Genomic DNA, 25,452 nt, shown 5'->3' with positions numbered 1-25,452 from the left:
AGGACAAGGGACGTGGATGCAGATGAAAGGAATGAAAAAAATAATAGCCGCTGTATTACTTTTGACAGTGATGATTCCAGGATTTGCACGAGCTGAAGTGTCTAAAACGGCAAATGTCAGTGCTAAAAGCGCGATTCTTATAGAGCAGGCAACCGGCAGAGTCCTTCTTTCCAAAAACGAAAACGAAAAGCTCAGAATAGCGAGCATTACAAAAATAATGACGGCAATTCTTGCGATTGAATCAGGAAAGCTGGATGATGATGTGACCGTCAGTTCCAGAGCGGTTTATACGGAAGGATCCTCGGTATATTTGCAGGCTGGGGAGAAAATAAAACTCCGTGAGCTTGTATACGGATTAATGATGAGATCCGGAAATGATGCGGCAGTTGCAATTGCAGAACATGTAGGTGGGAGCCTTGAAGGCTTTGTCTATAAAATGAATCAAAAAGCGGAAGAAATCGGGATGTCTAATTCGGAATTTGCGAATCCTCATGGACTGGATGATCATGAAAATCATTATTCGACTGCTTATGATATGGCGCTGCTTATGAGATACGCCATGAACAATCCTGTTTTTAGAGAAATCTCAGGGACTAAGATACATAAATCGCCAAACCCGGAGGAGAAGTGGGACAGGGTTTGGAAAAATAAGAATAAGCTTCTGACTAGCCTCTACCAATATTGTACGGGCGGAAAAACCGGCTACACAAAGCGGGCTAAACGGACTCTCGTCACCACTGCATCTAAGGATGGATTAGATTTGATTGCGGTTACCATTAATGCCGGTGACGACTGGAACGATCATATCGGAATGTATGAATATGGATTTGATCATTATGATTTATATAAAGTAAAGCCTAAAGGTGATTTAGGATCACTCAATGACACCTTCTATCAAAATAAAGCGTTCATTCAACGGGATGTATTTTATCCTCTTACAAATGAAGAAAAGGATTCAATCCGGACAGAAGTAAGGTTGCAAAAGCCTGAAAAATCATGGAAGGATCCGGAAAAGGTTCCTGCCGTTGTCGGTCAGATGAAAGTTTTCGTGAAAGATGAATCTGTATTGAATGTGCCAGTCTATTATGATAACGGTCATACAAGAAAGCCGGAAACTTCTCTCTGGGAATCCGTCAAACGACTATTCTTTGCTCTGGCAGGGGCTAATACGGATGGTTAATTATATATGGGTGGGTATGATTGTTATTGGAATTGTTTACGCTTTGTTCAATGGTACAATGGATCTTGTAAATGCAGCCATTTTCCAAGGAGCTAAAAATGCGGTAACTATCGCTTTTGGCTTAATCAGTGTCCTCGTCTTCTGGCTGGGACTTATGCGGATCGCCGAAAAGGCGGGTCTATTGGAGGCGCTTGGGAAGCTGTGCAGACCGGTTGTTAAAAAAATTTTTCCTGAAGTTCCCCCCGATCATCCGGCAATGGGATATATTCTCTCTAATACGATGGCGAATATGTTCGGGCTTGGAAATGCGGCAACTCCGCTTGGGATTAAAGCGATGGAGGAACTAAAAAAACTAAATCATGGAAAAGAAACTGCCAGCCGGTCCATGATTACGTTCTTAGCTGTAAACACATCAAGTATTACTCTTGTGCCGACGACGGTAATAGCAGTAAGAATAACATATGGCTCCGCTAACCCCGCCGACATCGTTATGCCAACGCTGATTGCTACCATTATATCCGCAATCGGAGCATTGCTGATTGACCGGTATTTTTACCATAAACGAAAGCGGAAAGGGGGAGCCTGATGGAATGGATCAGCCTTCTGTCCTTATGGCTTATTCCGTTGATTATCGCCTTTATCCTTATATATGGTACCTTCAAGAAGGTTCAGACATATGAAGCATTTGTTGAAGGCGGAAAAGAGGGGATTGAAATTTCCTTCTCTATTATTCCGTATCTCGTAGGCATGCTCGTCGCCATAACCATTTTCAGAGCATCAGGGGCCCTCGATTTTTTATTAGATCTTATTAAACCTGCTCTATCCATAATCGGCGTACCTTCAGACATTGTACCGCTTGCTTTTATCCGTCCAATTTCCGGAACAGCTGCATTAGGTATGACAACCGATTTAATTTCAAGCAATGGTCCGGATTCGTTTATTGGCAGATTGGCAGCAGTTATGCAGGGAAGCACAGATACGACACTTTATATCTTAACAGTCTATTTTGGAGCGGTTGGAATCAGGAAAATGGGAGACGCTCTTAAAGTTGGCCTTCTTGCAGACCTGATAGGTGTAATCGCCTCCATTGTGGTCGTATCGCTTTTATTTCCATAAATTTAACCCCAGCAGAGAAACAGGGGTTATTTTTTTGTCTCTTTGTGTGCTTGTTTAATGGACGGGAAACAAGTAAGATGTACAAAGAGGTGAATAGTATGGAACGATTGCAAAAAGTGATTGCTCACGCGGGAATTGCATCAAGAAGAAATGCGGAGCAGCTAATATTAGACGGCAGAGTGACCGTCAATGGAAAAACCGTAAGAGAACTTGGCATTAAAGTATCAGGAAACGACAGGGTTGAAGTGAATGGAGTTCCTTTGCAAAAGGAAGCACCCGTCTATCTTCTTTTATATAAACCAAGAGGCGTAATATCTGCAGCGCAGGATGATAAAAACAGAAAAATTGTGACAGATTTCTTCCCGTATATTCAAGAACGGATCTATCCGGTCGGCCGACTGGATTATGATACCTCCGGCTTGATTTTGCTGACAAATGACGGAGAATTCGCGAACCTTTTAATGCATCCGCGTTATGAAATCGATAAAACGTATGTAGCAAAAGTTCAGGGAATTCCGCCAAGAGGAATTTTAAAAACAATGGAAAAGGGCGTTAAGCTCGAGGATGGAATGACCGCTCCGGCAAAGGTTAAAATGCTGTCCCTTGATAAAAAGAAAGAAACCAGCATTGTAGAAATTACCATTCATGAAGGCCGCAATCATCAAGTGCGCCGCATGTTTGAAGCAATGGGTCATCCAGTGACTAAACTGAAAAGAGAAACGTATGCCTTCCTCGATCTGAAGGGCTTGAGTACTGGCGACTCTAGAGAGCTTACTCCGCATGAAGTGAAGCAGCTTCGTGCTCTTGCAGAGACAGGGAAAGTTGGTTTTTAAAAAACAGCACCGTTATTTCAAACGGTGCTGTTTTTTTTATTGGAATTATTTGAAAAAAATTCTATTTTAGTATATAGATAGAAATAGAGGATTTTTTGGATCCTTTATATTTTCGAGATATGATAAGGCAAATGATTGGATGCAGCCAAAAGGAGATCATTATGAACGATATATTGATAGGGATGATCATGGGTTTCGTAGAAGGCATGGCAGAGTTTCTGCCGATTTCCTCAACCGGACATTTAATATTAACTGGACATTTATTGGGATTTGAGGGAGTGCGGGCAACCACTTTTGAAGTATTTATTCAGTTCGGGGGCCCGCAGGATGCGGGTCAGTTCTGCGTTGCGGCAGGACGCCGCGCTCTTAGCAGAACTTCCTTTTAAGAGAGCGCCCCTCGGTTGAGAGCTCCACCGTCTAGTCCCTCGAGGTCATAAGCTGCTCAACCTGCGGATGGATTGAGAAGCAGGCTTCGTGCCGAGAGAAGAGGATTCTTTTAAGAACTGGTTTGGACTTAGTTTCAGACTTAGTTTCTGTGTCTAGCTCCGGGCGCTAACCCTTGGGCCGCTTCGCTCTCTCGGGCCCGCAGGACGCGGGTCAGTTCTGCGTTGCGACAGGACGTCGCGCTCTTAGCAGAACAACCTTACTTGGCGCCCCTCGGTCGAGAGCTCCACCGTCTCTCAGGGCTGAGCAAGCGCCCTCCGCTTTTCTTTTTTCACACAACCTTCAAACAAATGATTTTGAGAGCGTTTACGTAGTGATATAATGATAGGAAATAGATACATAATAGGGGAGTTTTTATGGAGAAAAGAAAGAGGCTGGTTCTGAGGAGTGCAATTCTCTTTGTGCTGGCTGCGGCTTTGGCTTATACGCTGTACTCCAATTTTTTTGCCAATAAAGAGAGGGTGAAGGTAGGGAGTGAGGCACCGGATTTTGTCGTAACGGATCTGAAGGGTGAATCCCATCAGCTTTCTGATTACAGGGGCAAAGGAGTTCTTTTGAATTTCTGGGGAACGTGGTGCGAGCCGTGCAAAAGAGAAATGCCATATATGGATAATCAATATGAGCATTATAAAAATTTAGGTGTTGAAATCATTGCTGTGAATATAGCGGAGTCAGACGTAGCTGTAAACAGTTTTGTTAAGCAGTATGGATTGACTTTCCCTATCGGCATTGATAAGGATAGGCAGATCCTTGATGAATACGGAGTTAAACCGCTGCCGACAACGTTTCTGATTGATAAAACTGGAAAAGTTACCGATATTGTAAAAGGTCAGCAAACAGAACGGAATATAAGAGATATGATGGAATCTATCAAACCTTAGACAGGGAGTCATGCACATGGAAGAATTGAAGTGCGAGTGCGGACACATCAATCCTCCCGGGACCCTGCTATGCGAGTCCTGCGGAAAGCAGCTGGCAGATTACGAGAATCCGGTCACCGATTCCGGTCCTCTGCTTGACATGAGGTACGATGGCAGTGCGAGAAGATCTCAAACGTACAGAACAACATGGATTGATAAAGTGTGGAACTTTTTTTCATCGGTGAAGGTCGGGGTTTGGCTAATCGTTCTTACATTGGCAGCTTCGGCAGTCGGAACAGTTTTTACTCAAGTGGAATATATTCCTTCCAATGTCCTTCCGGAAGATTATTACAAAAACGAATTTGGCGTACCCGGAGAAGTCTACTACATGCTTGGTTTTCATAATCTTTATGGCTCCTGGTGGTACATTTCCCTGATTGCCTGTCTTGGAATTTCATTAGTTGTAGCAAGTCTTGATCGTGTGATTCCTCTTTACCGGACGCTTAACGTGCAGGGAATCACGAAAAATACAGCTTTTTTAAAAAGGCAGCGTTTATATGGTGAACGGGTTCTTGATAAGGATAACGATCTGCAAGCTGTCAAAGCAAAGCTGGAGAAAAAACGGTATAAAGTCATGACTGAGAACGGAAATTTAATGGCTGAAAAAGGACGATTCTCCAGATGGGGTCCGTATGTTAATCATGTGGGACTGATCATTGTTTTAATTGGTGCAATGCTAAGGTTTGTACCCGGGATTTACGTAGATGAAAACATGTGGCTTAGAGAAGGCCAGGTTGCAGCCATCCCCGGAACAGATGGGAAGTACTTTCTTAAAAACGAAAAATTTACAATCGAAACATATGAATCCGGTAAAGAAAAAGCTGTATTCCAGAAAGCCATTAATGAAGCAGGTGAGGGAAATGTGGCGAAAAATTTCCAAACAGATGCCGTGCTTTATGAACGAGTCGGCGATGCGCTTCCCGGTGAGAAACCAGAGCTTAAGGAAGTAAAGCGGGATGCGATAAAAGTGAATCATCCGCTTCAGTTTGAATCATTTGGTTTATATCAAAACAGCTATTCAACAGGAGCATTAAAGGAATTAAAATTTAATCTATTAAACAAAGATTCAAAGCAAACGTTTGGGCCAATTACAGTGGACCTGGATGAACCTGAGTCAGAGTATGATCTTGGGAAAGGATACAAAGTCGAGGTCCTCACCTACCTGCCGGATTTTTATATGAATGAGGAGGGGAAACCAGACACAAAATCCCGGGCACCAATCAATCCGGCTTTTGTATTTAATATGATATCCCCGGAAAAACCTGAAGGAGAGGTAAGCTTCGTCGGAATTCAGATGAATTTGGAGCCAAACGGCGAAAATAAGATGGCAATGAAATTTGCCGGTGTTGAGACGACAAGCCAATCCCTCCTTACAGTTAAAAAGGACATGACCATATGGGTCATCGCTCTTGGCGGTTTGATCTTTATGATTGGCGTGTGCCAGGGAATGTACTGGAACCACCGCCGGATTTGGTTTAAGAGAGAGAATGGCATGATGATGGTGGCTGGCCATACGAATAAAAACTGGTACAGTTTGAAAAGAGAGATTGAGGATGCAGTAGAAGGAACGTCCTTCCCGGCGCCTTGGGATCAAAAAAATAGCGAGATACGAAGTGGAGGGGTTGGAGTTGGCGGAAATTAGCAGCGGATTTTTATTTGCAGCTTTCATTTTATATCTTGTTGGGACCTTTCTTTTCGGCGGATCCATAAGGGATAAACGCCAGACCGCAGCGGGGCCGAATCGGTGGGCGAAAGCAGCAGTGGCGGTTACGGTCACTGGATTCGCTGCCCAATTGGTTTATTTCATTACCCGGTGGATGGCTTCAGGTCATGCGCCTGTCAGCAATATGTATGAGTTCACCACTTTCTTTGGAATGATGCTGGTTTTAGCCTTTATCATTATCTATTTTATGTATAAGGTTTCAATTCTTGGATTGTTCACTCTCCCGATTGTCCTATTAATAATTGCTTACGGGAGCATGTTTCCGTCCTATGTCACTCCGCTGATTCCTGCATTGCAGAGCCAGTGGCTGCACATTCATGTTACAACGGCTGCTCTTGGACAGGCTATTTTAGCCCTAAGTTTTATAGCCGGCCTTATTTATCTTCTGAAAAACGTAGATCAGTCAAAGCCGTCGAAAAAAACATTCTGGCTGGAAGCAATCATGTTTATTCTTATTATGACTCTTGGCTACATACTGATCACAACCGGCTTCCGTCTCGCAAACTATGAAACGGAATTTTCTTGGATAGACAAGCGGGGCCAGGCAGATACAATGGTGTACCATTTGCCGGCAATCGCTGGTCCGCATGAGTGGAAGCTTGCGGCAGAAGGAGCTATGAAGCCGCTATTTTCCTTGCCTGCCATCATCGATGGAAGTAAATTCAATACTGTGTTGTGGTCTTTGCTTGCCGGTATCATCCTTTATGGATTATTCAGGCTGATTGCGAGGAAAAGAATATCAGCTGTTCTTCAGCCCTTAACGAGAAAAGTCAATCTTGATTTAACAGATGAGATTGGCTACCGTTCTGTTACCATTGGATTCCCGGTGTTTACGCTTGGGGCGCTCATATTTGCTATGATTTGGGCCCAGCTTGCCTGGAACCGCTTTTGGGGATGGGATCCTAAAGAGGTTTGGGCTTTGATAACATGGCTTTTTTACGCCGCTTACCTTCATTTGCGTTTATCAAGGGGCTGGCATGGTGAGAAATCAGCGTGGCTTGCTGTAATTGGCTTTGCCATCATCATGTTTAATCTTATTTTTGTGAACATGGTTATCGCGGGACTTCATTCATATGCATAATCGTAAAGGGGCCGGTACTTCATTGAACCAGTCCCTTTATGTTTAGATCTGTTCAATTTGGCTGTTGATTGCAGCTAGCCGGCGTTAGCTTATCCTTGGGCGGGCTGCTTGAGCCACCAAGCGCTATGCGCCTTCGGGGCCTCACGCCTTCCGCTCCAATCAACAGGTATTAAAAATTAACTCGAATTTAAATGGTTTTTACGATTGATGCTGCTAGCCTGTTTGGCGAATTGCAGCACAAAGAAAGCTGCATTAAATTAAAAAAGCCTTTTTTATTATGTAAAAAGGCTCTTCGTTGCAGGAGTGGTATGTTAATTAGTATGATGAACACATACATATCCGAACTGAAGTTTTAAAGGAGGAAGTAATGATGGAAGAAATGATCAACGGAAAAATTTTAGTAGTGGATGATGAAGACCGAATTAGAAGACTTTTGAAAATGTATTTAGAACGGGAAGGCTATACAACAGAAGAAGCTGAAAATGGGGACGAAGCGCTGGAGTTAGCCCTTGCAAATGATTATGATCTGATTTTGCTTGATCTAATGATGCCTGGGATTGATGGTGTTGAAGTATGCCGTCAGCTTCGTGAAAAAAAAGCTACACCAGTGATTATGCTGACTGCAAAGGGCGAAGAAGCTAACAGAGTACAGGGGTTTGAAGTAGGGACGGATGATTACATTATTAAACCGTTCAGTCCGAGAGAAGTCGTTTTGAGAGTAAAGGCCTTATTGAGGAGATCTTCTTCTACAAGCTTCTTAAAAACCGAAACAAAGGCGAAAAACGTCATTGTCTTCTCACACTTAACGATTGACCATGACGCTCACCGTGTGACGGCTGACGGAAAAGAAGTCAGCCTTACACCGAAGGAATACGAGCTGCTTTATTTCCTTGCCCGGACTCCGGACAAGGTTTACGACCGTGAACAGCTGCTAAAAGAAGTGTGGCAGTATGAGTTTTTTGGAGACCTGCGAACGGTTGATACGCACGTGAAGAGGCTGAGAGAAAAATTAAACAAAGTATCACAGGATGCAGCAAAAATGATTGTGACGGTTTGGGGAGTAGGCTATAAATTCGAGGTTGGCAATGAATGAGACTTTGGCGCAGTGTAGTAGGTAAGCTTTGGGGAACCATACTTCTGCTCGTTGCGTTCGTCCTTCTCGTTCTGACGATTCTCTGGTTTGAATTCATTGAAAATTATCAGACCAATCAGGCAGAGAGCGAATTGTCACAAATGGCAGACAAAATATCAGGTATTTTAGAAAATCATCAAGACATCCATGATTCTGCGGAGCTTGCCCGGTCCATCGCCCTTGAGCTTTCCGATGAAAAGACAGGAATCATGATAGTGGATGAGAACGGGAAAGCATGGTATTCCTCAAAGGGGAATGGCAGTAAGCAGCCTTATATCAGCCTGGAGACGATTAGGAATGACCGTGAGCTTTCTGCCGTGTTAAAAGGAACCGGAGAAAGCATGAAAACCATCACAGCAGATGAAGAAACAGGCCATAAAAAAGAAAAGGTTCTTCTTCAGGGAGTGCCATATCAGTTATCAGAAGGGGAGCACGGTGCTGTTTTTGTATCGCAATCCTTAGCATCAATCAGGGAAGCGACTGCAAGCACAACACGCTACACTTTCATTGGAGCTGCGGTAGGACTTATTTTGACAACGGTTTTCGCTTTTTTCCTTTCGACAAGAATTACCTATCCGCTTAGAAAGATGAGAGAGGCCGCCCTTGAGCTTACAAAAGGGAAATTTGATAAAAAAGTTCCGATTTTAACCGGGGATGAGATTGGGGAGCTCGCAGCGGCTTTTAATCAGATGGGGCGCCAGCTGAAATACCATATTAATGCCCTGAATCAGGAGAAAGAGCATTTAACAAGCATTCTCAGCAGTATGGCAGATGGAGTGATCACCTTAAATATAGATGGGACCATTCTCGTCACGAATCCCCCTGCTGAACGGTTTTTGCAGGCCTGGTATTACGAGCAGCAAATGGATATAAAAAGCGGGGAAGAGCTTCCTCCTGAAGCAAAAGAGCTATTTAGAAGAGTGGTGAACACAGAGAAAGAACAAGTGATTGAACTGACGCTTCAAGGGCGATTCTGGGTGATGGTCATGGGGCCTTTATATGATCAGGATTACGTCCGCGGTGCGGTAGCTGTGTTAAGGGATATGACAGAAGAACGGCGTCTTGATAAGCTGAGAAAAGACTTTATTGCAAACGTCAGCCACGAATTGAGAACCCCGATTGCTTTGCTTCAGGGTTATAGTGAAGCGATTGTCGATGACATAGCGAGCACAGATGAGGAAAAGAAGGAAATCTCAAAAGTCATCTATGAAGAATCTCTCCGAATGGGAAGGCTCGTTAATGAGCTGCTTGATCTTGCGAGAATGGAAGCCGGGCATGTAACCCTTCTCTATGAAGACGTACATGTATCTGAGCTGGTAAATAAGATTTCAAGGAAATTCCAGGGCATGGCCCGCGACAAAACGATTGAGTTGTCCACTTCACTTAACATAGAACATGACACGTTTGTGATGGACTCCGATAAAATAGAGCAAGTGCTCACCAATCTTGTGGACAATGCCATCAGACATACGGATGAAGGCGGGAAAGTAACGTTTTCTGTTCAATCAGCTGACAAAGGTCTAAGATTTGATGTGACGGATACTGGAACAGGGATTCCAGAAGAAGATCTTCCTTTCGTATTCGAACGGTTTTATAAAGCGGATAAGGCAAGGACAAGGGGCAGGGCCGGGACAGGACTTGGTCTTGCTATAGCCAAGAATATTATTGAAGCCCATCATGGAACCATCACGGTTCACAGTAAAATACATGAAGGAACAACGTTTACGTTTTACTTAACAAAAGCAGATGAAACACAAATGAAGGGGGAGACGGATTCGTGAATTTATATACGAGAACGGGAGATAAAGGCCAGACCAGTCTTGTCGGGGGAAGAGTAGACAAAGACGACATTCGCGTGGAGGCTTATGGAACGCTGGATGAGCTGAATGCGGTTGTCGGCCAGGCAATGACATTGCTCACGGATGATAAATTTGAGGATATTTATAACGAGCTGGAAAAAGTCCAGCATGAGCTGTTTGATTGCGGGGGAGACCTTGCATCTGTACTGAGTGCGGAAAAGCGCAAAGATAAAACGAATCCGGAAATGATTTTGTTTTTAGAGGAGAGAATTGATGAATATGTGAAAGAAGCTCCACCACTGGAACGGTTCATTTTGCCTGGCGGCACACAGGCGGCAGCCGTTATTCATTTGGCTAGAACAGTGGCCAGAAGGGCTGAACGAAGAATCGTCACGCTTCAAAAGCATTCTGAAATCAATGAAGATGTCCTGAAATATGTGAACCGGCTGTCAGACTATCTTTTTGCGGTCTCCAGGGTAATCAACTTTCGATCCGGAACAAGTGATGTAGAATATGAAAGAAGCGCCATCGTTTTTAGAGGGAAAAATAAAGAATCGTAAATTTTTGTGAAAAAGGAAGGAAGCACCTTCCTTTTTTTTGTTGCAAAGGTATAATTTTTACTGTAATCATATATTTCAAATATTACAGATTTACAGCACCTGGCTATAGGTGTAACTTTTAAAATGTCTGAAACGACTAAGCAAATGAACGGAGGGGTTTCCATGGAAGAAGCCTTTCAGACTTTATATGAAAAGTATCATCAGGATTTGTTCCAATTCCTTTTTTATATGGTGAAAGACCGTGAGCAGGCGGAAGACCTTGTTCAGGAGGTTTATATCCGCGTTTTGAAATCCTACGATAAGTTTGAAGGCAGAAGTACTGAAAAAACTTGGCTGTTCTCCATCGCGAGGCATGTTGCAATCGACTGGTTCAGGAAGCAAAAAACCATTCGCCAGCGTTTGGTTGAAAAGTTTGACTGGGATACAAATCAAGTGAAGGATCAATCTCCCATGCCTGATGAAATAGCATTGCAAAACGAGCAAATTCAATGGATTTATCAATCACTTGATGCCTGTACACTGGATCAGCGGGCGGTCATAATTATGAGATACATACAGGGTCTTTCCATACAGGAGACTGCTGAAGCGCTTTCATGGTCAGATAGCAAGGTGAAAACCACCCAGCATCGGGCCATAAAGGCATTGAAAAAGAGCATGGCTCATCTCAGCGAGAAGGAGGGAGCAAATAATGAAAAAATCCGAGTATAATGAAGAGCACATACAAGAGCTGCTGTCAAAGCTTCCTGAAATAAGAGATAAACGCTCCCGGGATGAAGTGTATAAAAGGGCATCGGAAAGCCGTCCTTTTAAACAAAGGAAAATTTGGATTGGCCCTTTAGTTGCAAGCTTTGCAGCTCTATTTATATTAGCGGTTATTTCCCCCTTTTGGATCAGTCAGTTTCAGTCAGGCGGTTCGGGTAATGACTCACTTCAAATGACGGAAGAAGATAAAGGAGCATCCTCCGGGGAGCCGGCTGATGAAAAAGAAAGTCTGGCACAAGACAATCAAGAGACGGCTGAACGGAAGAAGCCTGCAGATTCTTCACCTAAGACAGCTGTTCCGGAAAGCAAAGAAGAAAAAAAGGCAGAACAACGGCCGGCTCCCCCTGTAGAACCCAATGTTACATTTACAGCAAAAGAAGATCAGCGCGATCAATCACTTGTCCTCGCTTATTCTGACAGCAGTGCCAATTATACAATCCCTGTAACACTTATATCATCCGGGGGCTCTATTCAAGCTGAACAATTTAATGAGCTGCGTGCTTTTTTTGATGAAGAGAAGTGGGGTTTATCTGATTACTTCCAGGACATCGAGATTAGAGAGTCGGAAAATCCTCAGCATATTGAAATTCACATGAGCGAAAACCGAAAAATCCTCAGCTCATCGGATGCACTTTTAGCCGAAATCATCCAGGCTTCATTCGGTGGAAAAGGGTATACCGCAGCAGAACTGTATACAGGGGACAGTCCAGGTATTGACATGGGTCCATTGGGAGTATTGAATGAACTCGAGCTCCATCCATCTGATAAACGAGCATTTTTTAAATATGAGAATCAAAGCAAAAAGTCTCTTTTTGTTAAGTCCAATATATCCTATGATTCCTTCAGCGATGCCTATACGGATATGACTGAAAATATCGGCAGCGGGCTTCAGTCTGTTATGATAGAAGGCGCCAAAATTGAGAATGTTCAAGAACAGGGAAATGAACTTATTTTAACTTTTAACACATTTGAATTTCAGAACAATGAAGACACAGTCTTTATGCTGGAAGCGCTGCTTCTCACTGCAAAAGAATTCAATTTTGAAACGGTCTCGTTTCAAAATATAAACTTAGATAAAGTAGGGACACTTGAGGTTGATAAGCCAATTACAGTCCCATATGGCCCAAATCCAATTCAAATTGAAATGAAGAAATAGCAGCTATCTGCTTGCCTATAGAAATTGTCGAAAAATTCACCATTTTTCTTAACTCTCTCCCTTTAATATGTTAAAGTGAAGAAAGAAAAAGGGAGGGAACACTATGCTGACTGATTATCATAATCATTTAGAACGAGGAACACTCACTTTAGACTACTTAAAAAAATTCACCGATGAAGCAAAACGAAAGAACATTGAGCATTTTGGGATTTCGGAGCACGCTTATCATTTTTATCAGACCGCAGATATATTAAGCAATCCCTGGGTCGATGAACGAAGATTTTATGATATGAACGATTACACCTCACTTTTCCAGGAAGCCGAAAAGGCTGGGATTGATGTAAAAATGTCCATCGAAATGGATTATACACCAGGCAAACATGAGGAAATGGAGCGTTTTATCCGCCAATATGATTTTGATTATGTAATTGGCTCCATTCATTGGGTAGACGACTTCGGCATTGATTTGAAGGAGTTCATTCACGAGTGGGATAAGCGGGATGTATATGATACATACAGAAAATATTTTGACCAGGTCGTAACCCTCGCAGAGTCGAATCTATTTGATATTATCGGACATTTGGACTTAGTGAAAATTTTTAACTACGTTCCTGAAAAAGAAGAATTTTTACTGGAGCAATATGATAGAGCTGCAGCAGCCCTTTCCAAAAGCAAAACTTGTGTGGAAATCAGTACAGCGGGATTAAGAAAGCCGACAGGCAAGCTTTATCCTGATGAAAGACTGCTGAAAATGTGCTATGAAAAAGGGGTGCCGATTGTCCTTTCATCTGATGCTCATCAGCCAGAGGATGTAGGGGCTAATTACGATCAGGCGCTTGCGCTTGCAAAGGAAACCGGCTATGAAACCATTGTGACGTTTTCCAAGGGTGAAAGAACCGTTGTACCAATTGGATAAATCAAAAAGGGGTCTTCTGCGGAAGACCCCTTTTTAATTGGCTATGTTAATGCATAATGTTGATTTTTTGAAGCCTGTACCTGCTTAGCTGCAATCAACAGCCAAGTTAAACAGAGCTAATTAATTAAAGCTCAATGGCTTTTACAAACACGATTTCATCAAGCTCAGTCAAAGCGGATAATATAGGCTGATCAAGCGGACGGTCAAACGACAGCATCATGATGGCTTCACCGCCTTTTTCTTTCCGCCCCACCTGCATCGTGGCGATATTCACGGAATGATTGCCAAGGATTCTTCCAACATTTCCGATTACTCCCGGAACATCGGTATGCTGAATATAAAGCAGATGGCCTGATGGATGAAAATCAATTGAAAATCCGTTGACCGATACAATTCGCTCTCCGAAATGGGGGATAGAGGTGCCTTTTATCTCTGAAGTGGTTTGTTCCCCGTGAATGGTAACCTTCATGCTATTAGAATATCCTGAGTTTTGATCGGACACTTTTTCAATAAATTGAATGCCGCGTTCTCTTGCAAGCACTCCGGCATTCACCGTATTAATATTTATGTCCATGCGCTGTTTAAGGAAAGAGGCAATCATACTTTTCGTCACATAGGCCGTTTCAATTTCAGCAGCCGTACCCTCGTATTCAATCGTAATGCTCTGAACCGGCTGATTCATATATTGTGAAAGAAAAGATCCGATTTTTTGCGCCAAAGAATCATAAGGAGCTACTTTCTGATAAGCTTCGTCAGACATGGCAGGGAGGTTAATAGAGGTTGTTACCTGCTTCCCCTGAATAAATAACAGCACTTCCTTTGATACCTGATAAGCAACATTCAGCTGCGCTTCTTTTGTAGAAGCGCCCAGGTGGGGTGTTGCTATGACCTGTTCAAATTCTAGAAGGCGTGTATGCTCGGGAGGCTCGACTTCAAATACGTCCAGCGCCACTCCACGCACATGACCGTTCTCGAGATATGTACACAGCGCATCTTCATCAATGATGCCTCCCCGGGCACAATTGACAAGGTAAACCCCTTTTTTCGTTTTGCTGATCGTTTCTTTATTCAAGAGACCTTTCGTTTCTTTTGTCAGCGGGGTATGAACGGTAATGATGTCCGCTTGAGTAAGAAGCTCTTCAAAGTCATGTTTTTCGACCCCGATTTTTTCAGATCGCTCTTTCGTCAAAAAGGGATCGAACACGGCCACTCTCATCCCAAATGCCTTCGCCCGTCTAGCAAGCTCCGTCCCAATTCTTCCTAGTCCCACAATACCCAGCATTTTACCGTGCAGTTCGCTTCCTACAAAGGAAGACCGTTTCCACTCCCGGTTTTTTACAGACATATTTGCCTGTGGTATATGCCGGACGAGAGAGGCAATCATCGCAAAGGTATGTTCGGCAGTTGAAATCGTATTCCCATCAGGTGCATTAATGACTATAATGCCTTTTCTTGTAGCCTGATCGACATCAATGTTGTCAACACCGACTCCTGCTCTTGCGACGATCTTTAACTTTGGCATTTGATTCATCAATTCTTCCGTAACTTTCGTAGCGCTTCTAACAAATAGTGCATCATATTGAGCCAAATTTTCTTCTTCGGATACGTTTTTTTGAACGATTTCTATATTATTCGCTTCAAGCAGCGGTTCAAGACCATCTCTGCTTATTGGATCTGAAACAAGAACTCTAAACATAAAGCATCTCCTCCGGTTGCAATTTGTTAGATAATTTATCATATTGAGAATAGTGTAACAATACAAATCAGTGCGGTAAAGGGTGAAAGCGGTTTCTTGGGCGATATTTTTTTCATGAAGATTGAAAAAGTGGCTTACAAGACTTTTTCCTATACAAATGATGAAAAAGCCGATATACTTACTTGGAATACAAATTAAATATGATCATTCTTCGGGGCAGGGTGTAATTCCCTACCGGCGGTGATGAGGCGAAAGTCTCTAAGCCCGCGAGCCTGATAAGGGCAGGATCTGGTGTGATTCCAGAGCCGACAGTATAGTCTGGATGGGAGAAGATGGTGGCTGAACGCTGAAAAAATATGTATTTTTTCACGTTTATTCAGATTGCACTTTAACTCCCTCTGTCCAAAACGGCAGGGGGTTTTTTGGCAAATCAGAACAGCCCTTCTTTTCAAGAGAGAGATCATGAAAAGGAGAGAAACAGATATGGTTCAAAACAAACTAAGAAAAAGAGTCATTACAGCAGTATTAAGCAGCATTGCATTTTTGCTGATGATGCTCGAAATCCCTTATCCGGGAAGTGCATTTTTAAAAATTGATTTCAGCGATCTTCCAGCTCTGGCGGCGCTGATTTTATTCGGACCGGGTTCGGCGATGGCGGTGGAAGCACTTAAGAATATTTTGCACTACTTCATTCAGGGCAGCGGAACAGGCGTACCAATAGGGGAAGCTGCGAACTTTGTTTCAGCAGCATTGTTGATTTTGCCCGCATGGTTTTTTTACAAAAAAAATCAGACTGTGAAAGGCCTGTTGATTGGGATGGCATCCGGAACAATTGCAATGGCAGTTTTGATGTCGGTATTTAACTATTATGTGATCCTTCCGGCTTACACCTATTTCTTAGGGGCGCAGCAAATGAATGCGGAACAAATTTATCAATTCATCATTCTGGGAATTCTCCCGTTCAATCTTATAAAAGGTATTCTGATTTCTGCTATCTTTACAATGGTCTATGTAAGAATGAAAACCTGGTTTGAACAAAAATCCATCCAAACTGGATGATACAATAAAAAAACCCCCCGGCTTAATCGGCCGGGGGGTTTTTTTGAACTCTATTCGAATTTAAGTGCGTCGCCTTCAAATGGCTCATCAGCCACTTTAATGGAATCTGTAGGACAGCCTTCGTAAGCGTCCATCATATCTTCCTCAAGTACGTCTGGAATTTCAACGATTCCCTGATTTTCATCAAGTGTAACGAATGCGATACCTTCATCATCATAATCATAAATATCCGGTGCTGCTGCTCCGCAAGCTCCGCAAGCAATGCAAGTGTCTTTATCAACGATTGTATACTTTGCCATGTAAAATACCTCCTGGATCATTCTTAGGACTAAACGGATAAAGGTCCGATAAACCACATTTTTTGGATGTGAAGTCCTTAACTTATACCTATTGTATAGGTGTTGTATGAACTTTTCAATAAAAAAGTCGATGAGAATTCTTATCATAACAACGTTTCTAATCCTTACCGTACCCTTTTGCTTAAGCTTTAAACATCTCAGGCCGATAAAAAATCTGCTAGAATATAATCAAGTATTGTCAGAATCTGCGAAGCGCTGGTGATTAAATATGGTAGTGACAGGATATTCATACATTTGTCTTTTGTGCCTGGATCGTTTTAACGGGGAGAGATCTTTTTCCGCTATTTATCATCTGTTGAGAGGGAAAAAGACGTCCCAAACCCTTCAGGATATGCAGCTGTTTGGGCTTTCGGGTTTTTTTTCACTTTTTCCGCAGATCAACAGAGAAACGATTGAAGATGCATGCAGGAGCCTGGAAACGAAAAAGTTAATTGGGAACAACGGGAAATTAACATCATCTGGGAAAGAAGCCTTGCATCATTCCTTAACAGCCATGCCGATTCCAAAAGAGCTGAACAGCTGGAAGCATGGCAGGGGAGGCAGGGAGGCTTGGGTCAGATTATCACTGCTGATCCAGACCGTAACCCATTTGATTCGTAATAAGTCGCGGTTCCTGCCCGTAACCTCTGATGAAGATGCGCAGCAGTGGATAAAATCATTTTTGGCAGAATCAAATTCAGACAGAGCAGGTCTTGCATTAAAATTAAATGAAGAGCTGAATTTATTTCTTTCAGGCAAACAGGATTTCATGGCAGAACTTTTTGTCTATAGGCTCACAACACCTGAGCGGGCTGGATTGACCTATGATCAGCTGGCAGAGAAGCTTGAGAAGGACCCGGTATACTTGGAGTTGTGTTTCTGGAGCTTAATGCATGATTTACTGGAAAATGCGGTGGCCTCAAACGCTGTATTGCTCTCAAAACTTAGTAGGGAGGTGCCCGATTCCCTACCCCTCACGCAATCTGCCAAACGAACATATATGCTGCTTAAACAGGGGAAAAGCAAGGAAGATGCCTGTAAAATCAGGAACCTGAAGATGAGTACAATAGAAGATCATCTTGTAGAAATTGCCATGCAGGACCCAAGCTTTAACATCAATCCTTATCTGCTTCAAGTCGAAAAAGAGGAAATAGCAGAAGCCATTGAACATTTGAAAACCAAGCAGCTTAAAAATATTAAGGAACATTTAGATCATAAATATACCTATTTTCAAATCAGGCTCGGAATGGCTGTCGCAAAGAGGTGAAATACAATTGCTGAATTTAAATGCTGTATTAAAAAAGCACTTTGGGTTTGATGCCTTCAGGGAAGGGCAAAAGGAGATTATCGAGGACCTTGTCAATGGAAGGGATGTTATTGCCATGCTCCCGACTGGAGGAGGAAAATCTTTATGCTATCAGCTTCCGGGATACATTCTGGAGGGAGCTGTAGTTATTATATCTCCATTGCTTGCTTTAATGGAGGACCAGGTTGCCCAGCTTAAAATGAATGGGGAAAAACGCGCGGTTGCCCTGAATAGTTTCTTATCATTTGATGAGAAAAAGTCAGCTCTTTATCATCTGCCTGAGTATCGGTTTATCTTCCTTTCTCCCGAGAGCCTCAAGCATGAAAGGGTTCTGAATGCGCTGAATAAAATTCATATCTCGCTGTTTGTAGTCGATGAAGCTCATTGCATTTCACAATGGGGTCACGATTTCAGACCGGATTATTCATTAATCGGCCAGGCAAGAGGGAAGCTGAATAAGGCTCCTTGCCTTGCTATGACAGCAACTGCAACCAAAGAAGTTCTCAAAGATATACATTTATCTTTACATATGACAGATCCTATCCGGCACGTATATTCAGTTAACCGGCCGAACATATCAATCATGGTTAGTGAAGCAAGAGGTCTTGAGGATAAACTCAATCAATTATCAGAGCTTGTTGGCAGGCTGGAAGGGCCGGGGCTAATTTACTGCGGGGGGAGACAATGGAGTGAAAAAGCAGTTTCATATTTGAAAGAAAAAGGGTTTAAGAGAATTGCCTTCTATCATGGAGGTATGGAAAATGAACAGCGGATGCTGATTCAGCAGCAATTTATTAATGGACAGCTTGAACTCGTCTGCTGTACAAATGCTTTCGGAATGGGTGTGAATAAAAACAACATCCGTTATGTCATTCATTTTCATATACCTGCAAGAATGGATGCATATATGCAGGAAATCGGAAGAGCGGGGCGCGACGGACTGCCAGCTATTGCAATTACCTTGTATGATCCTGAAGATGTGCAGCTGCCTCTTTTTATGATTGAAAAAGAATTCCCTGCACGTGATGAATTGCAAGCTTATCTGTCTTCAAAAGAAATCGATCCATCCTTTAAGCTTGAGATTGAGGAAACACATGAGCGATTTATTCTTCATCATGCTGAAAAGCTTAAGAGTGAGAATTGGGAAGTAAAAGTGGATCAAATCTGGAAAAAAATTCAGGAGCGCCAGCAAAATAAAACCGAAAAGCTATGGAATATGATAAAATGGTATTCGACAGAAACGTGCAGAAGAAGCGGAATCCTGGCACATTTCGGTGAAAAAAGCGATTCTCCATCATTTACACGCTTCTGCTGTGATTCGTGCGGAATGGACATTGAAGCCTATTATGGCCAGACCAAGGCTTCATCCGGCTATGAAACGGCAGAGGGATGGAAAAACGAACTTAAAATGATGTTTAAAGTGAGTGAACCGATTGTTCAAAAGACAAAATGAACTGATTCATACACTGACAGACCGTCAGATGATTCAGCAGCTTTATCTGACTCAGCTTCTCTTAGCTATTACCGGCCTTGCTGGCTCCTATTTATTTCTGGGAGGCTGGTTTGTCCCTGCTGAGAAAATGAATTTTACATTTATGGGTCTTGCGGCCGGAGCAGGAGCTGCAGCAGCTGTTATTTTATTGGATTTAGTGGTAATGGGAACAGCTCCCCAGGCTTGGTATGATGACGGGGGAATTAATGAAAAGCTTTTCAGAAGCTGTTCCATTCCGCATATTGTATTAATGACTGCCATTATTGCCTTTGCGGAAGAATGGTTATTCAGAGGCGTTTTACAAACAGAATTCGGATTGATTGCTGCAAGCTTGTTTTTTTCCATCTTGCATATTCGCTATCTATCAAAATTTCTTTTATTTATAATGGTTACGGCAGTCAGCGTTCTGATAGGTATTTTATTTGAACTTACAGACAATCTGCTTGCTGCTGTCACTGCCCATTTTCTGATTGATTTAGTGTTTGGTATTCAAATCAGATTAAAGTATCTAAATAGAGGTGAATCTTAACCCCATGAACAGGAGAATGAATTCCTCCGGAAGAAACGGTCAAATAAAGGAGCAATTGGCTGCAGATAGTAAAGAAAAGAATGGCCAGTATCCTTCAAGAAGTGAGATTCACAAAACCAGGCGGCGTGCGAAGAAAACCGGGAAAAAAGTAGAACTAAAATATCCGCTTATCAGCTTATTGGCGCTATGTTTTATCCTTTTGCCCATATTATTCCTGTCATTTACATACTATTATGAAAAAGATGGAACGACTTTGGATAACGGGCAGAAGCTCAAAGATTACGAGTCGATTATTATTGATAATAATCGGTCAAATAATGAAGCTCCTGAAAAATCTGAGCCGGTAAGGGAAACAGACGAAAGCAGTTCTCCGCAGGATGCCCAATCATCTCAAGATACCGCATCTGCTTCCGGGACTGAGGAGGAAGTGGAAGATCCAGGAGAGACAGCGGGCCCGCAGCAGCAGGAAACGCCTGAAGAACCCGCTGTACCATCTGAAGCTCCGGATTCTGCACCCGCCGAAGGGGAAAAAACCTCTAAAACGGCAGACCCTGCAGCAGATGACAAGCCAGCCGGTAAAGTAGTTGAGCATGTGGTGAAACCTAAAGAAAACTTATATCGCATTTCGCTTAAATATTTTAAAAGCAGGGAAGGCGAAGCCATTATTAAAGACTATAATCAGCTCTCAGCCAATGAGGTATATGCGGGACAAGTGCTTGAAATTCCTTTGAAGCAGTGATAATCTTCGTTCAAGTGAACGAAGATTATTTTTGTCTCCTCTTCTTCATACCCTGTCCCCTTTTTGAATAAATATTAGAAAAGTCCAGAGGCAGGGTGATTAAGATGGAAAAAGCGATTGAGCAGCTTGAGCCGATCACGGATGAGCCGACAAAAAAAATGCTCCAAAGTTTAGTTGATAAAAAGAGAAAGTTTGAAAATCTGAAGAAAAAAGTGCTGAGCCTTCAGCTTGCTGCATTCGTATGTATGATTATTTTTATGGTTTATTTTTACAATGTGATTGTCCTGACAAGCGACAACAGTCTTTCCATCGTGGTGTCCCGTTTTGTCGACGAATCTTTTCATCTATATTTTATCGTAGCTATAGCGGGTGCTTATGCAACAGCCCTTTACTTTAAAAAGAAGGAAGTCAAAGCTGAAACAGAATATCATGCTTTACGGTGCGAGGTTATTCGGAAAAGCGGAGAATTATGGCCGCAGCCATATCATTGGAAGAAAAGAACGTCCGTTTTTCAAATGATGAAGAATGAATTTGATATTAATCTTTTTTACGAAAGCAAATGAGCGGAAATCAGGTGATTACATGATTTATCTAATAGCTGGGGCTGTTCTGGTTCTCTTTATGACTTCTGTCATGTTTATAAAAGCTCATGGAAACCGATTGGATAGACAGAAGCTTAAATTTCAAGATTTTCCGAGCGGGCATGGCGAATTGAGTATCCTTTTCATTTCCGATATCCATAGAAGAAGGGTTTCAGAGAGATTGATGGCGAAATTGCCAAAGAAGCCTGATCTGGTTTGTATTGGAGGAGATTTAACAGAAAAGGGAGTGCCGCTTGAAAGAATTCGCCGTAATTTACGGAGATTAGGAGAAGAAGGGCCAGTTGTTATGGTCCTCGGAAATAATGACCCGGAATGTGACCTGCTTGAGCTGAAGCGTTTATTGAAAGAGGAGAATGTTAAGCTCCTTGAAAATCAAGCGCACTCGATTCCTTCAATATCCGAAAAAAAGATAAGCCTCCTTGGCGTTAGCGAAATAAAGTTCAGGTGGGACAGGCTCGACCAGGCGTTAAAGGAATCAAAAAACGCAGATTTCCGGATTTTGCTTTGCCATAACCCTGATATTGATAAACAAATAAATAAAGAGCACGGCATCCGGCTTGTTTTATCAGGACACACGCATGGCGGACAAATAAGACTGTTCGGATTCGGATTATATGAAAAAGGAAAGTTACATAATAAAGCTTACGGAGCCCAGCTTATCAGCAATGGATATGGCACTACCCAGCTTCCATTTCGACTTGGTGCACCTGCAGAAGCACATTTTATTACCATTACAGCAGATAAAGTTGATTAACAATACTTATACAAAGTTTACACAAAGTGTTCATTTCGATATAATTTAAAAAAGAAGTTTTTGCATATATGTTTTATTGTGCGGTGATGGAGGATAAACAATGCCGAATCCAGAAGAAGGTAAATATAATATTAAAGCTGTTTCAAAAATGCTGGGCATTCAGCCGGGAACACTCCGGGCATGGGAGAGACGATACCAGATGATCGCTCCAGTACGGAACGAATCCGGACACAGATTGTATACAGAAGACCACATTCGAATTCTAAAATGGCTGATCAGCAAAGTGAATAAAGGATTTTCCATCAGTCAGGCTGTTAACTTACTCGAAAATACGGGCCTTCCGGTTAATGACGGAATGATTGAACCTGAACAGACTGCAGACCGCTCTGTTGAGCTTATGGACGATTTGCTTAAAGCACTGCTTTCTTTTGATGAAAATCTGGCACATGAACTGATGAACCGAGCTTTTAGTCTTTATTCGATTGATAAAGTGATGATTGATATACTTGGGTCTGTGCTCGCCAAGGTCGGGGATTTGTGGGAGCAGGGGAAGATTACAACGGCACATGAACATTTTGCGACCTCCTTTTTGCGGTCAAGGATTGGAATGATCCTGCATACTCTGCCAGTGAATGGTCTCCTTCCGAAGGTTATCGCTGTGTGCGGACCGGGAGAATGGCATGAGATGGGGCTGCTCATTTTCACCCTTTTCCTGCGCAGAAGAGGATTTGAAGTAATCTATCTAGGTTCAAGTATAGCAGAGGACGATCTTCCAATTGTGCTGGAGGAAGTGCATCCCAAATTTTTGTTTCTCGCCTGCACACTTGAAGAAAATGTTGAACGGACGCTTAAAACCGTTGATGTTCTGAAAGGTAGGTTTCCAGATTTGCAGGTGGGACTTGGCGGGGGAGCGTTTCAGTTTATGGATGAAGAAAAGAAGAGCTCCTATAAGGATTGTCTGCTCGGATCAACCAATCATGAGTGGGAAATATGGTTGAAGGAAAAGCTTGCGATGTAGGAATGGAATAAACTTGTCTATTTTTCGCTGCCGTTGTAAACTGTTAACAAATTAACGAACCATCTTACTTGTAAAACATAGAATAATTACATGGTAAGGGTTTTACGGCAGGAGGGAAAGAGATGCGTTTGGAGCGCCTTAATTATAACAAAATCAAGATATTTCTTACGATTGACGATCTTATGGATCGCGGTCTGACTAAGGAAGACCTTTGGAAGGATTCATTCAAGGTGCATCAGCTCTTCAAGGATATGATGAATGAAGCAAGCCTTGAACTTGGCTTTGAGGCTCACGGATCTCTTGCTGTGGAAGTTTTTTCTCTCCAGGCTCAAGGGATGGTTGTTATCGTTACAAAAAGCAATGAAGATATAGAGGAAGAAGAAGAAGATTATGCGGATGATTATATTGAAATGCAGGTTAAGCTCGATGAAAGCATCGATATCGTTTATGAATTCCATGCTTTCGAAGACCTGATTCAATTGTCAAAGGCATTGAAACAAATAGGTCTTACCCAAGGAGCCGTATATTTTTATAATCAGAGATATTTTCTTCATCTTGATGATTATGCTCCTGCTCAAATAGAAACGGTGATTGCCGTATTAGCGGAGTTTGGGAGTTCCACTACACTGACTTTGCACAGGCTGCATGAATATGGAAAGCAAATTATGAAAGAAGAAGCAATCAATCAGCTTACTAAGTATTTTCATTGACTTAAGGCCGGCCGCTCTCTAATTCGAGGGAGCGGCCGGTTTTTCATTTCAATTTAAAGGTATTATCAAAAGGTCTGAAAATTCAATAAAATAACCGTCATATATGCTCTTGCAACCGCTCGCAAATTCATGCCAAAATTTCCCCCAAAACAGCCATTATGTCTTTGCATAACTACAGTGAAGGTGTATACTATTGTCTGAAAGGCCGTCTATATCAATTGATTGACATTAGGAGGTTTACTTATGGTAGCCGAGAAAAACACCGAGAGTAACCATGAAAAGCATGATGTGTTAAAAGCGACACAAACGGTGATACATAAAGCCCTGGAAAAACTGGGTTATCCTGAAGAAGTTTATGAACTGCTTAAAGAGCCTATTCGTATGATGACTGTGAAAATTCCTGTACGGATGGATGACGGATCCGTAAAGATTTTTACGGGATACCGGGCTCAGCATAATGATGCAGTCGGTCCTACTAAAGGCGGAATTCGTTTTCATCCAAATGTAACAGAAACCGAAGTTAAAGCGCTTTCAATCTGGATGAGCTTGAAGTGCGGAATTGTTGATCTCCCTTATGGAGGCGGTAAAGGCGGAATTGTCTGCGACCCAAGAGACATGTCCTTTAGAGAGCTTGAGCGTTTAAGCCGGGGGTATGTAAGGGCCATCAGTCAGATTGTTGGACCGACTAAAGATATTCCAGCACCGGATGTATTTACAAATTCTCAAATTATGGCTTGGATGATGGATGAGTACAGCCGAATTGATGAATTTAATTCTCCGGGGTTCATTACTGGAAAACCACTTGTGCTTGGCGGTTCACATGGACGTGAATCAGCAACAGCAAAGGGTGTAACCATTTGTATATTTGAAGCAGCTAAACGTAAAGGGATTTCCCTTGAGGGTGCCCGTGTTGTAGTTCAAGGCTTTGGTAATGCAGGGAGCTTCCTTTCCAAGTTTATGCATGATGCAGGCGCGAAGGTAGTTGGAATATCAGACGCGTATGGCGGCTTGTATGATCCAGAGGGGCTTGATATTGATTATTTATTGGATCGGCGGGACAGCTTTGGAACCGTTACGAAGCTTTTCAATGATACGATTACAAATAAAGAATTGCTTGAGCTGGATTGCGACATTCTGGTTCCGGCTGCAATCGAAAACCAGATTACAGAAGAGAACGCCCATAATATCCGCGCTTCCATTGTGGTTGAGGCTGCAAACGGTCCTACAACCCTTGAAGCCACTCAAATCCTGAACGACAGAGGTATTCTTCTTGTTCCGGACGTGCTGGCAAGTGCAGGAGGAGTTACCGTGTCCTATTTTGAGTGGGTTCAGAATAACCAAGGCTATTATTGGACAGAGGAAGAAGTCGAAGAAAAGCTTGAAAAAGTAATGGTGAAATCATTCAATAACATATATGAAACAGCCCAAAACAGAAGAGTGGACATGAGGCTCGCAGCCTACATGGTCGGTGTCCGAAAAACAGCTGAAGCGAGCAGATTCAGAGGCTGGATCTAATCCGTTGCAAGCCTTGAAAAAATCTCCTATCATTAGATAGGAGATTTTTAATTGAAGAAAAGTTCAATGAAC

25 protein-coding genes, 1 pseudogene and 1 riboswitch are annotated in these 25,452 nt (G+C 42.5%); of the genes and pseudogenes, 24 read left to right on the top strand and 2 right to left on the bottom strand.

Going from position 1 to position 25,452, the window contains the following annotated elements; all coding sequences use genetic code 11:
- The first annotated feature begins 70 nt into the window (after positions 1 to 70).
- From WCV65_RS12460 to WCV65_RS12395, 14 genes and pseudogenes are all read left to right on the top strand, one after another.
- Complete coding sequence (locus WCV65_RS12460; RefSeq protein WP_231889895.1) at positions 71 to 1,180, top strand: D-alanyl-D-alanine carboxypeptidase family protein; 1,110 nt, start codon at positions 71 to 73, stop codon at positions 1,178 to 1,180.
- The gene (locus WCV65_RS12455; RefSeq protein WP_035411193.1) at positions 1,173 to 1,766 is read left to right on the top strand and encodes a nucleoside recognition domain-containing protein; all 594 of its coding nucleotides are present in this window, start codon (positions 1,173 to 1,175) and stop codon (positions 1,764 to 1,766) included. Before WCV65_RS12460 ends, WCV65_RS12455 begins: the two co-directional genes overlap by 8 nt.
- Positions 1,766 to 2,296, top strand: coding sequence for a spore maturation protein (locus WCV65_RS12450; RefSeq protein ID WP_035411190.1), 531 nt, complete (start codon positions 1,766 to 1,768; stop codon positions 2,294 to 2,296). Before WCV65_RS12455 ends, WCV65_RS12450 begins: the two co-directional genes overlap by 1 nt.
- Before the next feature lie 98 nt (positions 2,297 to 2,394).
- Positions 2,395 to 3,129 (top strand): pseudouridine synthase, encoded by a 735-nt coding sequence (locus WCV65_RS12445; RefSeq protein WP_338776862.1) that lies wholly within the window; start codon positions 2,395 to 2,397, stop codon positions 3,127 to 3,129.
- A 161-nt stretch (positions 3,130 to 3,290) separates the two neighbouring features.
- Positions 3,291 to 3,446: pseudogene (locus WCV65_RS12440) on the top strand (undecaprenyl-diphosphate phosphatase); the annotation flags it as partial.
- 483 nt (positions 3,447 to 3,929) lie between these two features.
- Positions 3,930 to 4,454, top strand: coding sequence for a thiol-disulfide oxidoreductase ResA (locus WCV65_RS12435; RefSeq protein WP_338776860.1), 525 nt, complete (start codon positions 3,930 to 3,932; stop codon positions 4,452 to 4,454).
- A gap of 16 nt (positions 4,455 to 4,470) precedes the next feature.
- Positions 4,471 to 6,135, top strand: a complete 1,665-nt coding sequence (locus WCV65_RS12430; protein ID WP_338776858.1) for a cytochrome c biogenesis protein ResB — start codon at positions 4,471 to 4,473, stop codon at positions 6,133 to 6,135.
- Positions 6,122 to 7,297 carry a c-type cytochrome biogenesis protein CcsB gene (gene ccsB, locus WCV65_RS12425; RefSeq protein WP_338776856.1) on the top strand — a complete coding sequence of 392 codons (1,176 nt, stop codon included), beginning with the start codon at positions 6,122 to 6,124 and terminating at the stop codon, positions 7,295 to 7,297. The genes WCV65_RS12430 and ccsB overlap by 14 nt, the downstream gene beginning before the upstream one ends.
- Before the next feature lie 370 nt (positions 7,298 to 7,667).
- Positions 7,668 to 8,390 carry a response regulator transcription factor gene (locus tag WCV65_RS12420; RefSeq protein ID WP_035408553.1) on the top strand — a complete coding sequence of 241 codons (723 nt, stop codon included), beginning with the start codon at positions 7,668 to 7,670 and terminating at the stop codon, positions 8,388 to 8,390.
- A complete protein-coding gene (locus tag WCV65_RS12415; RefSeq protein ID WP_035408555.1) occupies positions 8,387 to 10,210 on the top strand; it encodes an ATP-binding protein in 1,824 nt (607 codons plus the stop codon). Before WCV65_RS12420 ends, WCV65_RS12415 begins: the two co-directional genes overlap by 4 nt.
- Complete coding sequence (locus WCV65_RS12410; RefSeq protein WP_338776851.1) at positions 10,207 to 10,788, top strand: cob(I)yrinic acid a,c-diamide adenosyltransferase; 582 nt, start codon at positions 10,207 to 10,209, stop codon at positions 10,786 to 10,788. Before WCV65_RS12415 ends, WCV65_RS12410 begins: the two co-directional genes overlap by 4 nt.
- Before the next feature lie 162 nt (positions 10,789 to 10,950).
- Positions 10,951 to 11,496: an RNA polymerase sigma factor SigX gene (gene sigX / locus WCV65_RS12405; RefSeq protein WP_035408790.1), complete on the top strand. Its 546-nt coding sequence runs from the start codon at positions 10,951 to 10,953 to the stop codon at positions 11,494 to 11,496.
- Complete coding sequence (locus WCV65_RS12400) at positions 11,477 to 12,706, top strand: hypothetical protein (protein ID WP_338776849.1); 1,230 nt, start codon at positions 11,477 to 11,479, stop codon at positions 12,704 to 12,706. The genes sigX and WCV65_RS12400 overlap by 20 nt, the downstream gene beginning before the upstream one ends.
- A gap of 103 nt (positions 12,707 to 12,809) precedes the next feature.
- Positions 12,810 to 13,622, top strand: a complete 813-nt coding sequence (locus tag WCV65_RS12395; protein ID WP_338776846.1) for a histidinol-phosphatase — start codon at positions 12,810 to 12,812, stop codon at positions 13,620 to 13,622.
- Positions 13,623 to 13,746: 124 nt separating this feature from the next.
- Here WCV65_RS12395 and serA read toward each other — a convergent pair whose 3' ends face one another.
- Positions 13,747 to 15,318, bottom strand: coding sequence for a phosphoglycerate dehydrogenase (gene serA, locus WCV65_RS12390; RefSeq protein WP_338776844.1), 1,572 nt, complete (start codon positions 15,316 to 15,318; stop codon positions 13,747 to 13,749).
- A gap of 203 nt (positions 15,319 to 15,521) precedes the next feature.
- Positions 15,522 to 15,656: riboswitch (FMN riboswitch) on the top strand.
- Positions 15,657 to 15,801: 145 nt separating this feature from the next.
- Between serA and WCV65_RS12385 the strand changes: the two genes are divergently transcribed.
- Positions 15,802 to 16,377, top strand: a complete 576-nt coding sequence (locus WCV65_RS12385; RefSeq protein WP_035408792.1) for an ECF transporter S component — start codon at positions 15,802 to 15,804, stop codon at positions 16,375 to 16,377.
- 50 nt (positions 16,378 to 16,427) lie between these two features.
- Here the strand turns inward: WCV65_RS12385 and WCV65_RS12380 are convergent, their stop codons facing one another.
- Positions 16,428 to 16,676 (bottom strand): ferredoxin, encoded by a 249-nt coding sequence (locus WCV65_RS12380; RefSeq protein ID WP_035408566.1) that lies wholly within the window; start codon positions 16,674 to 16,676, stop codon positions 16,428 to 16,430.
- A 268-nt stretch (positions 16,677 to 16,944) separates the two neighbouring features.
- On the opposite strand from WCV65_RS12380, the gene WCV65_RS12375 reads away from it, so the two are divergent.
- The 9 genes from WCV65_RS12375 (at position 16,945) to WCV65_RS12335 (ending at position 25,380) form a co-directional block, all read left to right on the top strand.
- A complete protein-coding gene (locus WCV65_RS12375; RefSeq protein WP_338776842.1) occupies positions 16,945 to 17,982 on the top strand; it encodes a helix-turn-helix domain-containing protein in 1,038 nt (345 codons plus the stop codon).
- 7 nt (positions 17,983 to 17,989) lie between these two features.
- Positions 17,990 to 19,474: an ATP-dependent DNA helicase RecQ gene (locus WCV65_RS12370; protein ID WP_338776840.1), complete on the top strand. Its 1,485-nt coding sequence runs from the start codon at positions 17,990 to 17,992 to the stop codon at positions 19,472 to 19,474.
- Complete coding sequence (locus WCV65_RS12365) at positions 19,455 to 20,042, top strand: CPBP family intramembrane glutamic endopeptidase (RefSeq protein WP_338776838.1); 588 nt, start codon at positions 19,455 to 19,457, stop codon at positions 20,040 to 20,042. The genes WCV65_RS12370 and WCV65_RS12365 overlap by 20 nt, the downstream gene beginning before the upstream one ends.
- A gap of 4 nt (positions 20,043 to 20,046) precedes the next feature.
- Positions 20,047 to 20,781: a LysM peptidoglycan-binding domain-containing protein gene (locus tag WCV65_RS12360; RefSeq protein WP_338776836.1), complete on the top strand. Its 735-nt coding sequence runs from the start codon at positions 20,047 to 20,049 to the stop codon at positions 20,779 to 20,781.
- A gap of 104 nt (positions 20,782 to 20,885) precedes the next feature.
- Entirely contained in the window at positions 20,886 to 21,344 is a 459-nt protein-coding gene (locus WCV65_RS12355; RefSeq protein WP_338776834.1) for a YpbF family protein, read from the top strand.
- Positions 21,307 to 22,137, top strand: coding sequence for a metallophosphoesterase (locus tag WCV65_RS12350; protein ID WP_338776832.1), 831 nt, complete (start codon positions 21,307 to 21,309; stop codon positions 22,135 to 22,137). The genes WCV65_RS12355 and WCV65_RS12350 overlap by 38 nt, the downstream gene beginning before the upstream one ends.
- Positions 22,138 to 22,237: 100 nt before the next feature.
- Positions 22,238 to 23,155 (top strand): MerR family transcriptional regulator, encoded by a 918-nt coding sequence (locus WCV65_RS12345; protein ID WP_035408582.1) that lies wholly within the window; start codon positions 22,238 to 22,240, stop codon positions 23,153 to 23,155.
- A 122-nt stretch (positions 23,156 to 23,277) separates the two neighbouring features.
- A complete protein-coding gene (locus tag WCV65_RS12340; protein WP_035408584.1) occupies positions 23,278 to 23,865 on the top strand; it encodes a genetic competence negative regulator in 588 nt (195 codons plus the stop codon).
- Positions 23,866 to 24,108: 243 nt separating this feature from the next.
- Positions 24,109 to 25,380, top strand: a complete 1,272-nt coding sequence (locus tag WCV65_RS12335) for a Glu/Leu/Phe/Val dehydrogenase (RefSeq protein ID WP_035408586.1) — start codon at positions 24,109 to 24,111, stop codon at positions 25,378 to 25,380.
- Positions 25,381 to 25,452 lie beyond the last annotated feature (72 nt).

It is taken from the genome of Metabacillus sp. FJAT-52054 (assembly GCF_037201815.1).
GTDB classification, from domain to species: domain Bacteria; phylum Bacillota; class Bacilli; order Bacillales; family Bacillaceae; genus Metabacillus_B; species Metabacillus_B sediminis.
The sequence above is the reverse complement of the archived record's forward strand: the minus strand, read 5'-3'. Positions and strand labels throughout refer to the sequence as shown.